The sequence below is a fragment of the Phenylobacterium sp. T106 genome, from assembly GCF_057219735.1.
Map to the genome: position 1 here is coordinate 1 of NZ_JBXVWA010000012.1, position 13,272 is coordinate 13,272.

A 13,272-nucleotide genomic window follows, 5' to 3' on the forward strand; every position below is an offset into this window, starting at 1 on the left:
GCGGCTCGATCTTCGCCCACTGCTCGTCGCTGAACCAGAATTCGTTGCTCATGATCCACCTCCGCAGAGCTTGAATCACGATTTGGCAAACACCATCAACAAGCTGATCGAGTTTTCACCCTAAGCCGCCAGCGCCCAGGCGAACTTCAGGTCCTCCACGAACGCGTCGAACGCCTCCTGCTTGGCCTTCGCGTCCGGCACGCGCAGCAGGAAGGACGGGTGGTAGGTGACCACCCCCTGCGCCTGGTCGGGCAGTTGCAGCGCCTGCTGCCGCGCCTTGCCGATGGGCATGGCCTTGCCGAACACCGAGAGCACGGCGGTGGCGCCCAGGCAGACCACCACCCGCGGGCGGACGATCCGCCGTTCGGCGTCCAGCCACCAGCGGCAGGCGGTCACCTCGCCGGGGTTGGGGGTCTTGTGCAGCCGCCGCTTGCCGGTCAGCTCGTGCTTGAAGTGCTTCACGGCGTTGGTGACGTAGGTCTCGGTGCGCGGGACGCCGGCGGCGGTGAGCGCGCGGTCGAACATCTGGCCCGCAGGCCCCACGAACGGACGACCGGCGAGATCCTCCTGGTCGCCGGGCTGCTCGCCCACGAAAAACAGCCTGGCCCGTCCAGGCCCCTCCCCCGGCACGCCCTGGGTCGCGTCCTTCCACAGGTCGCAGCGGCGGCAGTGGTCGACCCCGGCGGCGATCTCCTCCAGGGTGACGGGCGCCTGGCCGTCGTACGGGGCGTCGCGGCTGGCGCGGACGGCGGCCTTCACCACGCGGCGACTGGGTTCGGTGGGCGCGGAACGGACCATGTCGCTCGTGCGGGCCTCGGCCTGGGCGATCAGTTCCGGAATGAGGGCGGCCTCGGGCAGGTTCCGCCAGTAGCGCTTGGGCATCTCCTTCTGCATCGCGGCCACCTTCAGGCGCGCCGGGTTGAAGATCGAGGCGTAGTAGGTCTTCCAGTAGTCCTCGAGCGCGTCCTCGCGCGGCGCATCAGCGGGGTCCGCGCCGGGCGTGGCGGCCAGCTGCTTCAGATCCCAGTGCACGCACACGTCCGGAGTCAGGATCGAGAAGCGCATGTTGGCGAAGCGCTTCACGAAGAACGGCGCGGTCGATTCCGTCACCCGGTGGGCCGGCTCGAACCAGGCGACATAGGCTTCCCCCTCCTCGTCGTGCACCAGCCGGAAGCGGACGAAGGCCTTCATCTTGTGCGCCGCGCGGCTCACTTCCCGCGCGTATCCGTTGGCCCGCGCCACCTCGAGGTCCGACAGGATGTGCAGGAGGTCGGGCTCGTCCTTCAACCGCCAGAGCAGGCGGTAGAGCAGGTCGAACCGCTCGTCCGACCGGTGTTGGATCACCTGCCGCGCCAGGTCGACGAAGGGCTTGGGGACAGTGAAGGCCGGCGGCGCCGCAGCCGGGGTCGGCGGTGCGGCCCCCTCGCAGACGGCCACGCCGCCGGCGGACGTCGGGGACGCGAACAGATCCGCCGCCCCGTCCACGGTCCAGATCGCCTGGGACGGCGGGACGCCCTGGGCGCGCAGGTCGCGGGCCGCCGCGCGCCAGCCGTCGAAGTCGGTCTCGTGGGCCAGCCGCACCACCGGCATCAGAACAGCTCGAGCTGCTTGGGCTCGACACGGGCGCGCAGGTTCGCGCGGTCGGTCAGGGCGCCGGGCGACCAGTCGGCGGCGACCAGGAAGGGCTTCAGCTTGGCGAGGCTGCGTGAGAGTCTGCCGATGTCGGCAAGCTCCAGCCGCTTGTAGCGGCGCACCTCGAGGATGCGGCCCACCGCCTTCACGCCCAGCCCCGGCACGCGCAGCAGGCGTTCGCGGTCGGCGGTGTTCACATCCACGGGGAAGTCGCCGCGGTGCTTGAGCGCCCACGCCAGCTTGGGGTCGATCGCCAGGTCCAGGTCTTCGTCCTCGCCCGCGATCTCCGACCGGGAGAAGCCGTAGAAGCGCATCAGCCAGTCGGCCTGGTAGAGCCGGTGCTCGCGGATCAGCGGCGGCCGCTGCAGGGGCAGCCGCGAGGTGGCGTCCGGAATGGGCGAGAAGGCGGAATAGTAGACGCGGCGCAGGCCATAGGCGCCGTACAGCCCCTCGGCCCGCTTCAGGATCGCCCCATCCGCGGCCGCGTCGGCGCCCACGATCATCTGGGTGGACTGTCCGGCCGGGGCGAACCTGGGCGCCCGCGTCCGCCGCCCCTTCTCCTTCGACGCGCTCTCCGAAACCCGCACAGCGCCCATGGCCTTCTTGATGCCGACCACGTCCTTCTCGGGCGCGAGGCTCGCCAGGCTCTCGTCCTTGGGCAGCTCGATGTTGATGGAGACGCGATCGGCGTAGAGGCCCGCCTCGTTCACGAGCGCCGGCGACGCCTCGGGGATCACCTTGAGGTGGATGTAGCCGCGGAAGTCATGGACCTCGCGCAGCGTGCGCGCCACGCGGACGATCTCCTCCATGGTGTAGTCGGCGTTGCGGATGATGCCCGACGAGAGGAACAGGCCCTCGATGTAGTTGCGCTTGTAGAAGCCGAGCGTGAGGTCGACGACCTCGTCCACCGAGAACCGCGCACGCGGCGTGTTCGAGCTGATCCGGTTCACGCAGTAGGCGCAGTCGTAGACGCAGAAGTTGGTCAGCAGGATCTTCAGCAGGCTGATGCAGCGCCCGTCCGGCGCATAGGCGTGGCAGATCCCCATCCCGCCATCGGTGGAGCCCACGCCCTTCCCGCCCATGGAGTCCCGCTTGCGGCTTCCCGACGAGGCGCAGGAGGCGTCGTACTTCGCGGCGTCGGACAGGATGGCAAGCTTGCGCTTGAGCGTCAGGGCGACCATGCCCGGACCGTAATGTTCCAGTTTTGTTCACGCAAGCGCGGCCGTGGTGTTTCTTTCGCCGGGTGCGGCGTCAGGGCAAGGCGCGGCCCTCGTCCGGGTCGAGGTCTCGGGCGACGCGCAGGCCCACGTCGGCGCGCACCTTGTCGTCCGGCACGGGGAAGCGGTTCGCAAGGCGCAGTTCGGCCGGGGCGCTTTCGAAGGAGCCGCCGCGCAGCACGCGCGCCTTGCAGCGGGCCGCCGTCTCGGGCGCGACACAGGCCGAGGTCCACTCCCACACGTTGCCCTCCATCTGGGCCAGGCCGAAGCCGTTCGCCGGATAGCCGGTCACCGCCTCCGGGTAGCCGCGGTAGGGCAGCACGGGAGAGCCGCGATAGCGGGCGGAATGATCGTAGTTCGCCTGGCTGGGCGTGATGTCGTCGCCGAAGGTGAAGGCCGACGAGGCGCCGGCGCGGGCGGCGTATTCCCACTCCTCCTCCGTCGGCAGCCGGTACGCGCGGCCCGACCGGGCCGATAGCCAGGCGACGTAGGCCTGGGCGTCCTCGTACGAGATGTGGGTCGCCGGGATCAGCGGATTGGGATTGTCCTTCGACCAGTTCGGCCGCTTGCGGCACGCGCCGTCCAGCTCGCAGGCCGCCCACTCGCTCAGGGTCAACTCGAAGACCGCCAGCGCGAACGGCTTCGCGACCCGCACGGAACGGACCAGGGGCTCGTCGCGGCCCCGGGCCTCCTCGCTGGCCGGCGAGCCCAGGAGACCGTCGCCCGCCGGCACCACGCGCATCCAGGGACAGTTGGCGCAGTCGTAGAAGCGCTGGCCATCGGCCTGCGGGCTGCAGCTGACGAAGCACGGCGGATCGCCCTGCAGACCGTAGTCGAACGTCGGCTTCTGCCAGGCCTTCGCCCCCGACCCGAGCGCCACGCGGTCCGAGACCCGCTTGAAGACGTCGGCGACGTTCTGCGACGGGCGGCGGATCTCCTCGGCCAGGATGCGGCTGAACACGCCGGAGTCGAAGGCGAGCTGATCCGGGCTGGTGGAATAGGCCACGAGGTAGCCCTGATCCGGCCGCCGCTGCGCGGGGGCGTAGCGCGTCAGGCCCTTGGAGCCCGTCGGCGCGGCCGCCGTGGCGACGTCGATGCGCAGGCCCTTGGACGCCTCGGCCTCGGCGGGCGGCGCGGCGAGCGGGCTGCGGCACATGTCCAGGATCACCACCACCGTGCGCGCGCCCGCGCCGAGGAGCTGGTCGGTGATGGCGGTGCGGGTGACGAGGCCGGGCTGGACCTCGGCCCCCTGGTCGATGGGGAGCAGCGCGCCGTTCCCGCCGCTGCCGAGGGTCACGCCGTGGCCGGAGAAGTAGACCACCCCGAAGGCCTCGTCGCCCGCGCGCGCCAGCGCCGCCGCGAAGTCGGCGAGCTCCTGGCGAAGCTGGGCGTCCGTCAGGTCGCGGCGCGGCCGCACCGCGCCGGCCCCGGAGGCGTCGACGAACTTGGCCGTCGTGAGCGCGGCGGCGATGGCGTCGCCGTCCCTGGCCGCGTTGGGCAGGGCCGGCAGGGTCCTGTAGCCGCTGTTGGCCACGACGAGGGCCAACCGGGGCGGCGCTGCGGCCTGGGCGGCGCCCGCAGCGCCGCACCATACGGCAAGCCCCATCACGAGCGACGCCAGGGCGCGCCACACCGCTTCGCAGAACATCGATCCCCCAAGTCCCCGCAGCCCCTGATCGGCCGCTCTACTTCACGTGACAAGCAACAAACAACCCTGTCGCAACGTCAACCCTTTCTGACCGCAATCATCGTTAACTTCTGAGTCACGAATACAATCATAACTCTGATATGCGAACTTCGCGCAGGTCGCTAATTTGAAGAAGACCCTACAATCGGTTATTTCAATGTCGCGCCCGTCAGTATAGCGCGTCGCCCCTCTTGCTTTGGGGGCACTCTCATGGATCTCAGTAAGCGGGCGCTTGGCGCCTGCGTCGCCGCATGCGGCCTCACCGCAGGCGGAGCGGCTCATGCGCAGTTCTTCGACCTGGACGTGAAGACCCAGCACAGCGCGTACGCGCCGGGGATGCCGCAGGTCTACTCCAGCACCGCCACCACACAGTCCAACGGCCAGCCGACGGTGTTCGGCGGCGCGGCGGTGACGCAATGGTCGCTGGAAGGCTTCTTCCTCAACGGCGCGCGGGCCAACGGCGTGACCCTCGGGCCAAACGACCCCACGATCCAGCAGGTGCTGGCGTCCGAGCCGAACGCCCGGCTTATTCCCGGCTCGCCCGGCCGCAGCCACAGCCTGGCGATCCGCGCGGAATCCGTGAGCGCCCTGACCGACGCGACCTTCGACGTCGAGAACTTCGACCTGGTCAGCCGGTGCCGCGTGAATCCCGCGTTCAACGACCGTCTCGGCCTGCCGGCGGGGGCCGTGGTCAGTCCCTGTGACTCCGTCGACTCCACGCTCAAGCTGAACGGGCTCACCTTCCGCCTCACCTCCCCGGAAAACTCGATCGCGCTCAGCTTCGCCATTCCGGAAGTAGGCTATGCGTTCACGGCCAGCCCGAACGTGGCCACCGGCCTCGACCCCTTCGTGGATCGCGCGGATTCGCGGCGCGAGCTGGACCGCAACTTCTTCGCCAGCGGCAAGGCCCCGATCGTCGTCGCGCGCCTGCTGGGCCAGCCCGACGGCTTCGTCCTGCGGGCGGGTGAGCTGCCGAACCTCGGCGACGCGCTGACCGGCTCGCTGACGGTCGACGGCAAGACCCACACCTTCGGCGTCGCGAACCCGGGCCAGCTGCTGGCGTACGCGATCGCCAACCGCAACTCGAGCTTCGAGACGTTCGGGATCAACTACTCGGGCTCCTGCCAGCGGGATGGCGGCGTCGTCACCGGGACCTGCAGCGCGGCCAGCGCCGTGCTGAACATCGTCGGCATCGAAGTCCGGGCCGAGTCGGCGGCGAACAACCCCGACGTGAGCTTCACGGCGCCGGACCTGGGCCTGAGCTTCACCAGCAGCGGCGCCGACAGCCGGGCCAATGCGCTGGGCGACTTCCTGGAGTTCGCCGACGAGAACGCCGACCGCGGCAAGATCACGGCGGCCTATGCGCGGTACCTGGCGCAGAACACCCCGAACAACCCGCTGGTGGGCAATCCCTTCTCGGCCCAGGGCCAGCTGACCCGCGGCTCCCTCGACCTCGACAGCCCGTCCGAAGCGCTGGATGAGACCAGCGGCAAGGACGGCGGCCGCGGGCGCGAGCCGGACACCTCGGGCTGGATGGTGGGCGGCCGGGCCGGCCACCTGTCGGCCGGCGGCGCCGACGCGCAGTTCGTGGACGGCCTCTTCGAGCGCGGCTTCCGCCTGCGCGAAGGCAGCCGCATGCGGCTGAAGGTCAGCATCCCGGTGAGCTACATCGACTACGGCTCCAACCGCGGCGGCGAAGGCGGGCGCACCGCCACGCTCGGCCTGCGCACCACGGTGGAGGTCCCGCTGATCGACGGGCGCTGGGTGGTCGAGCCGACCGCGAGCGCGGCGGCCTTCTATTCCGACAACGAGGTGTCCTCGGGCGCCCTCTACCTCGTCGGCGTCTCCAGCCGCTACAAGCTGGCGCCGGTGGGCCGCGGCCACCTCATCCTGGGCAACGCGATCACCTACTCCTCGAGCCTGAAGATCGAGGCCGGCGACTTCGAGACCCCGAAGATCCAGAACACCGCGCTGCGCAACGGGATCGCCTACCAGGTCCCCTTCGGCCGGGTCCTGGGCCGGCAGGGTACGGTCCGCGCCAGCTACACCTACACCCACCTGCTGGGCGACGAACTCTTCGTCGACAAGTACCACGAGGTGTCGCTGAGCTACGGCGTGGGCTCGCGCGAGGCCTCGGTCCGCCAGATCGGCGAGACGCTGCGGCTTGGCCTCAGCGGCGCCTTCGGCCACGACTTCACGGCCGTGTCGCTGACCGCGGGCTATCGCTTCTGAGCCACGCGGGGGCGGCGCGGCGCGCCGCCCCCGCTTGGCGCCTTCGAACAACTGTTCGACAGTGGGGCCCGGAGGCCGCCGGCAGAGCGGCCGGAGGAGGCGGGCCTGTGTTCAAGCGTGTTCTGATCGCAAACCGGGGCGAGATCGCGGTGCGGATCGCACGGGCGGCGGCGGCGCTCGGCGTCGAGAGCGTCAGCGTGCACTCGGCGGCCGACGCCCGGGGGCTGCACACCAAGGTCGCCACCGAGACGCGGGCGATCGGCGGGCCCGGCGGTGACGCGGTCGCGCCCTACCTGGACATCGAGGCCCTGATCGCCGCGGCGACGGCGTCCGGCTGCGACGCGGTGCATCCCGGCTACGGCTTCCTCTCTGAGAATGCGGCGTTCGCCCGCCGCTGCCTGGCCGAGGGGCTCACCTTCATCGGCCCGCCCCCGCCGGCGCTGGAGCTGTTCGGCGACAAGGTGAAGGCGCGCGGCCTGGCGGCGTCCCTGGGCGTGCCCACGGTGGCGGGCAGCGCGGGCGCCCTCGCCTCGCCGGACGAGGCGGCGCAGGCGGCGGGCGCGATCGGCTATCCCGTGATGCTGAAGGCGGCGGCCGGCGGCGGCGGCCGCGGCATGCGCCGCGTGGAACAGCCGGGCGAACTGGCCGAGGCCTTCGCGCGCTGCCAGAGCGAGGCGGCGGCGGCGTTCGGCGACGGATCGGTTTTCCTCGAGAAGCTGGTCGTGCGGCCGCGCCACGTCGAGGTCCAGGTGCTGGCCGACGCCCAGGGCGGGCTCGTCCACCTCTGGGAGCGCGACTGTTCGGTCCAGCTCCGCAACCAGAAGGTCGTGGAGATCGCGCCCGCGGCGGGCCTCGAGCCTGGCCTGCGCCGCCGCATCCTCGACGACGCCCTGCGGCTGGCCAAGGCCGGCGGCTACGTCAACGCCGGGACCGTCGAGTTTCTGGTCAGCCCCGAGACCGGCGAGCACTTCTTCATCGAGTGCAACCCGCGCATCCAGGTGGAGCACACGGTCACCGAGGAGGTCACCGGCGTCGACCTGGTGGAGACCCAGTTCCGGATCGCCGCCGGCGCGACCCTGGCCCAGCTCGGCCTGTCCGAGCCGCCCGCCGCCCGCGGCTACGCGGTCCAGGCGCGGGTGACCGCCGTCGGGGCCGGATCGCTGGACGGCTACAAGGAGCCGACGGGGCCGGGCGTGCGGGTGGACAGCTGCGGCTACCCCGGCCTGACTCCGCCGCCGCAGTTCGACCCCATGTTCGCCAAGGTGATCGCCCGGTCCGCCTCGGACGGCTCCCTGGCCTCGGCCGTCCAGCGCTGCGGCCGCGCGCTGGCCGAGTTCCACATCGCGGGCCTGCCCACGAACCTGGGCCAGCTGCAGGCGATCCTCAACGAGCCCTCGGTGGCGGCCGGCGACGCGCGCACGACCCTGCTGGCCGAGAAGCCTGAGCTGGCCTCGCCCATGACGCGGCTGAAGGCGTCGAACGCCGCCGGCCTGATGGCCCAGCCGTCCGGCCCCGCGGCGCGACGCGCCGAGCCCGCCGCCGCGCCGCCCGCCTTCCCGCTCGACGAGGGCGAGGAGGGCGTCGAGGCCCCCATGAGCGGCGCCGTGGTCGAGGTTTCGGTCGCCGAGGGCGCGGTCGTCGCGGCCGGGGATGCGCTGATGGTGGTCAGCGCCATGAAGATGGAGACCACCGTGACCGCGCCCAGCGCCGGCACGGTCACCCGCCTCGCCGCCCTGGAGGCCGGCTCGCCCGTGGCGGCGGGCCAGGTGGTGGCGGCGCTCCGGCCGGCCGCCGGCCAGCACGCCGGCGAGACCCGCACCTACGGCGAGGACAGCTGGGCGCCGGTCATGGCCCAGGTGGCGGCCCTGCAGCAGATCGCCCACGACCGCTTCGGCCCCGACACGCGCGACCCCGGCGTGATCCGCCAGCGCAATCGCCAGAAGCTGACCTGCCGCGAGCGGATCGACCTGCTGCTGGACGGCGGCAGCTTCCGCGAGGTGGGCAGCCTCGCAGGCTTCGCCAGCTACGACGCGGACGGCGGCATCGCCGACTTCACGCCGGCGAACCACGTGGGCGGCTGGGGCGACGTGGACGGCCGGCGCACCATCGTCTGCGCCGACGACTTCACCTCGCGCGGCGGCCACGCCGACGGCGCGATCGGGCAGAAGAGCCGCTACCTCGACCAGCTCAGCCTCGACTTCCGCTGCCCCTCGGTGCGCCTGCTGGACGGCTCGTCCGGCGGCGGCAGCGTGGCCGCGATGGTGCCCAAGCAGGAGGGCGGCGAGCAGAGCGCCGCCAAGGAGAGCTCGGGCGCGATCCAGGCCGGACGGCCCCGGGTGGCCGGCGGCGGCGGCTCGTTCCTGCCGGGGCATCTCGGCTCGGAGATGTACGCCCAGCAGCTCTCGAGCGTTCCGGTCGTCAACGTGCTGCTGGGGAGCGTCGTGGGCATCGGCGCGGCCAAGGCGGTGCTGGGCCACTTCTCGGTGATGGTGCGCGACATCGCCCAGCTGTTCGTGGCCGGCCCGCCGGTGGTGGCCCACGCCATGGGCTACGACGTGACCAAGGAGGAGCTGGGCGACTGGCGCATCCACTGCCGCAACGGCGCGGTCGACAACCTGGCCGAGTCCGAGGCCGAGGCGGTGGCCCAGACGAAGCGGTTCCTGAGCTACCTGCCCCCGAGCGCCTGGGACGCCCCGCCGCGAACCGCCTGCGACGACCCGGCCGACCGGCGCGAGGAGGAGCTCTTCACCCTCGTCCCGCGCAAGCGGACCACCACCTTCGACATGCGCCGCGCCATCCGGCTGATGGCCGACAAGGGCAGCTTCTTCGAGATCGGGCCGCTCTGGGGATCGGACCAGATCACCGGCCTCGCGCGCTTCAACGGCATTCCCGTGGGGATCATGGCGTCCGACAGCCGCCACGAAAACGGCGGCGCGCTGACCGCCGACGGGTGCGACAAGCTCAAGCGCCTGTCCGACCTCTGCGACCTCTTCCACCTCCCGATCGTGAACCTGGTCGACAATCCGGGCTTCGCGGTCGGCGTCGAGCACGAGATGGCCGCCACCATCCGCAAGGGCGGCGAGTGGATGATCGCCTTCAGCCAGGTGAGCGTGCCGATCTTCACGGTCATCATGCGCCGCAGCTTCGGCGTCGCGGGCAACAACTACGCCACGCCCAAGGCCGCCGCGTCGGCGCGCGTGGTCTGGCCGGCGGCGGACGTGGGCGGCATCCCGCCCGAGGGCGGAATCGAGGCGGCCTACAAGCGCCAGCTCGCCGAGGCCGCCGACCCCGCCGCCCTGCGCGCCGAGATCGAGGCCCGGATCGAGAGCGTGCGCGGCCCGGTGGGCCCGCTCAACCGGTTCCAGATGGAGGAGATGATCGACCCGCGCGACACCCGCCGCTGGATCTGCGAGTGGGCCGAGAACGCCTGGCGCGTCGTCACCCAGCCCAGCCGCCTCGTCCCCCGCCCTCTGGGCTGGCGGCCCTGAGGACCCCTCAGGGGGCGGGCTTCGCGGCGGCCCTGGCGGTCTCGGCTTCCTGCACGCGGGCGCCGCGCAGGATGTTGGGCAGCGAGTAGTTCCCCTCGTGGCAGGCGTACTCGTAGATCGGTCCGGCCGCCGGGCGGAACGGCAGCTCGGCGCGCCAGGGCTTCGAGAACGTGACCGGGTCCTCGACCGTGAACTCGTAGAGGAACATGTCCCTGGCCTTGCGCGTGAACCGCTCAATCACCTTGGCCTGCGGCGAATAGGCGAAGCCGCCGGTCAGGCCGCCGACATAGGCGCCCTTCGGGTTCAGATGGGTCGTCTCGACCACCAGGGTGTCGCCCTCCCACCAGCCGACCGAGTCGCCCATCCAGGGCGTGACCGACGGGTGCGGCCGGCTGCGGTCCGTCAGGCGGATGATCCGCACGTCGTGGTTCATCTCGACGTAGATCGCCACGTGGTCCTTCGTCTGGACGATCTGGTAGTGGCTGTTGAAGCCGCCGTTCAGCATCGGCGGCCCTTCGATCAGGCCGATCGAGGTGAGGCATCGCTCCTCGTTCGGACGGGCCTCGGGATCGGCGTAGCCCTTCGACCTGTCCCAGGCGTCGGTGGCCGCCTTGCCCGCGGGCGTCAGGGGCGGACGGCCGTCGGCCGGCTCGACGATCAAGGACGAGCGGGGCTGCCCGTCGATGCGTGCCAGCCGCAGGTCCATCTCCAGCACGTCGGCCTGGGGCGCGTTCTTGACGACGGGCGGCGCCGGCAGGTTCGGATCGACATGCTCGGCCAGCAGATCTCCCGCCATCTTGCGGAAGCCCTCGAGCATCATCGCCTCCTCCTGCGGCGTGGCGACCAGCCCCTTGAAGATCGGCGGCCGCACCAGCCAGGTGAGCGAGGTGTTGGTCCACACGCCCTGCAGGTCGGGGTGGCCGTGGGGCGTCCGCGGGACCTTGTAGGGCTCGGCCGTGCGGGCGGCGTCGGCGGCGCCGGCCGCCAGCGCCAGGACGAAAAGGAGAAGGGTGGCTTTGCGCATGCCCGGAACAGTCGGTCGTGCGGCCGCCGGGAGCCATGACGCGCCGGTTCAGACGCTTGATCCTGCGTAACAGCCGCGCGTCAGCGCGACGCGCGGACCTCGACGTCGCGCGGCCCGACGGCCTCGCCGCATTCCGAGCAGGCCAGCACCGGATGGAAGTCGCAGCCGCAGGCCTTGTGCCGGTGGATCATCGGCGGTCCCGCATCGCCGGCGTAGTGGACGTCGCCCCAACGGACGATCGCCATCATCACGGCGTGGAGCCCGAGCCCCTTGTCCGTGAGCCGGTACTCGTGGCGCACCGGCCGCTCCTGGTAGGCCTCCTTCCGCAGGACGCCCTCGTCCACCAGCGTCTTCAGGCGGTCGGCGATGATGCTGCGCGAGATTCCGAGGCGACGCTCGAAGTCCTCGAACCGCCGCACGCCCAGGAAGCAGTCGCGCAGGATCATCAGGGTCCATCGGTCGCCGATCACCGCCACGGTTCGGGCGACCGAGCAGTCCTCTCCGGCGAGTTCGGCCCAGCGCATGGCGCAAGTCTCCCATTGACTGGGTTCGGATTCAAGACGAAGTTCGTTCGAAATTCGAACGGAGTATGCGATGTCGAAGGGCGCATGCCTGGTGGTGGGAGTCGGCGACGGCCTTGGCGGGGCGATCTCGAAGGCCTTTGCGGCCGAGGGCTACGCGGTGTGCATGACCCGACGCCCGCGCAACCTCCCCGAGCTCGAGCGCATCGCCGGCGAAATCCGCGACGCGGGCGGCGAGGCGCATGCGTTCGGCGTCGACGCCCGCGAGGAGGAAGAGGTGGTCGCCCTCTTCGAGCGCATCGAGCGCGAGATCGGGCCGCTGGAGGTGGTGGTCTTCAACATCGGGGCGAACGTCCGCTTCGGCATCCGCGAGACCACGGCGCGGGTCTTCACCAAGGTCTGGGAGATGGCCTGCTTCGCCGGCTTCCTCGCGGGCCGCGAGGCGGCGAAGCACATGGTCCCGCGCGGCCGCGGCACGATCCTCTTCACCGGCGCCACGGCCAGCGTGCGCGGGCGCGAGGGCTTCTCGGCCTTCGCCGCCGCCAAGCACGGCCTGCGCGCGGTGGCCCAGAGCATGGCCCGCGAGCTGGGCCCGCAGGGGATCCATGTGGCCCACATCGTGGTCGACGGCGGCATAGACGGCGTCTTCATCCGCCAGAACCGCCCGAACGCCGACGAACTGCTCGCCGAGGACGCGATCCTGCGCCCCGAGGAGATCGCGCAGAGCTATGTGGCCGTGCACCGGCAGGGCCGCTCGGCCTGGACCCACGAACTCGACGTCAGACCCTGGAAGGAGAGCTGGTGATGGCTCAGATCGACTTCATCTTCGATTTCGGCAGCCCCAACGGCTACCTCTCGTGGAAGGTGCTGCCGCAGATCGCGGCGCGGACCGGCGCCACGCTCAACGTCATCCCCTGCCTGCTGGGCGGCATCTTCAAGGCCACCAACAACCGCTCGCCCATGGAGGCCTTCGGGCCGGTGAAGGGGAAGATGGCCTACGAGAACCTGGAGACGCAGCGGTACGTGAAGAAGCACGGGCTGACCGCGTTCCGGATGAACCCGCACTTCCCGGTCAACACCCTGACCATCATGCGCGGCCTGGTCGCCGCCCGGCGCATGGGCGTGGGCGAGGCCTACCTGGAGACGGTGCTCGCGGCCATGTGGGAGCGCGGGCTGAAGATGGACGACCCCGAGGTGATCAAGGTCACGCTCGACGGCGCCGGTCTCGAGGGAGCGGCCATCCTGGCGGCCACGCAGGATCCGGAGGTCAAGGCCGAGCTCGTCGCCAACACGGAAGCCGCCGTCGCCCGCGGCGTCTTCGGCATCCCGACCTTCTTCGTCGGGGACGAGATGTTCTTCGGGAAGGATCGGCTCGGCCAGGTGGAAGAGGCCGTCCTGGAGGCGCAGGGCGCATAGGCGGACCCCTTCGCCGTCCGGGCGGCCGACGAACCGTCGCAAGGCCGGCTGCGCT

Annotated in this window: 9 protein-coding genes; 4 read left to right on the top strand and 5 right to left on the bottom strand. The window is 71.2% G+C overall.

The window, feature by feature from the left end; genetic code table 11:
• Positions 1–120: 120 nt before the first annotated feature.
• The 3 genes from AC2D8W_RS20145 to AC2D8W_RS20155 all read right to left on the bottom strand — a co-directional run bounded on the left by AC2D8W_RS20145 (position 121) and on the right by AC2D8W_RS20155 (position 4,497).
• Entirely contained in the window at positions 121–1,590 is a 1,470-nt protein-coding gene (locus tag AC2D8W_RS20145) for a UdgX family uracil-DNA binding protein (RefSeq protein ID WP_484673037.1), read from the bottom strand.
• On the bottom strand, positions 1,590–2,813 hold the full coding sequence (locus AC2D8W_RS20150) for a putative DNA modification/repair radical SAM protein (RefSeq protein ID WP_484673038.1): 1,224 nt from the start codon (positions 2,811–2,813) through the stop codon (positions 1,590–1,592). The genes AC2D8W_RS20145 and AC2D8W_RS20150 overlap by 1 nt, the downstream gene beginning before the upstream one ends.
• Before the next feature lie 70 nt (positions 2,814–2,883).
• Positions 2,884–4,497: an SUMF1/EgtB/PvdO family nonheme iron enzyme gene (locus tag AC2D8W_RS20155; protein WP_484673039.1), complete on the bottom strand. Its 1,614-nt coding sequence runs from the start codon at positions 4,495–4,497 to the stop codon at positions 2,884–2,886.
• Between the two features lie 249 nt (positions 4,498–4,746).
• Here AC2D8W_RS20155 and AC2D8W_RS20160 point away from each other — a divergent pair, with 249 nt between their 5' ends.
• Both AC2D8W_RS20160 and AC2D8W_RS20165 read left to right on the top strand, forming a co-directional pair.
• Entirely contained in the window at positions 4,747–6,768 is a 2,022-nt protein-coding gene (locus AC2D8W_RS20160; RefSeq protein ID WP_484673040.1) for a hypothetical protein, read from the top strand.
• A gap of 107 nt (positions 6,769–6,875) precedes the next feature.
• Positions 6,876–10,256 carry a carboxyl transferase domain-containing protein gene (locus AC2D8W_RS20165; protein WP_484673041.1) on the top strand — a complete coding sequence of 1,127 codons (3,381 nt, stop codon included), beginning with the start codon at positions 6,876–6,878 and terminating at the stop codon, positions 10,254–10,256.
• A gap of 7 nt (positions 10,257–10,263) precedes the next feature.
• Here AC2D8W_RS20165 and AC2D8W_RS20170 read toward each other — a convergent pair whose 3' ends face one another.
• Both AC2D8W_RS20170 and AC2D8W_RS20175 read right to left on the bottom strand, forming a co-directional pair.
• On the bottom strand, positions 10,264–11,280 hold the full coding sequence (locus tag AC2D8W_RS20170; RefSeq protein WP_484673042.1) for a hypothetical protein: 1,017 nt from the start codon (positions 11,278–11,280) through the stop codon (positions 10,264–10,266).
• A gap of 80 nt (positions 11,281–11,360) precedes the next feature.
• Complete coding sequence (locus AC2D8W_RS20175) at positions 11,361–11,804, bottom strand: winged helix-turn-helix transcriptional regulator (protein WP_484673043.1); 444 nt, start codon at positions 11,802–11,804, stop codon at positions 11,361–11,363.
• Between the two features lie 70 nt (positions 11,805–11,874).
• Between AC2D8W_RS20175 and AC2D8W_RS20180 the strand changes: the two genes are divergently transcribed.
• Both AC2D8W_RS20180 and AC2D8W_RS20185 read left to right on the top strand, forming a co-directional pair.
• Positions 11,875–12,606: an SDR family oxidoreductase gene (locus AC2D8W_RS20180; RefSeq protein WP_484673044.1), complete on the top strand. Its 732-nt coding sequence runs from the start codon at positions 11,875–11,877 to the stop codon at positions 12,604–12,606.
• Complete coding sequence (locus AC2D8W_RS20185; RefSeq protein ID WP_484673045.1) at positions 12,606–13,217, top strand: DsbA family protein; 612 nt, start codon at positions 12,606–12,608, stop codon at positions 13,215–13,217. The genes AC2D8W_RS20180 and AC2D8W_RS20185 overlap by 1 nt, the downstream gene beginning before the upstream one ends.
• Positions 13,218–13,272 lie beyond the last annotated feature (55 nt).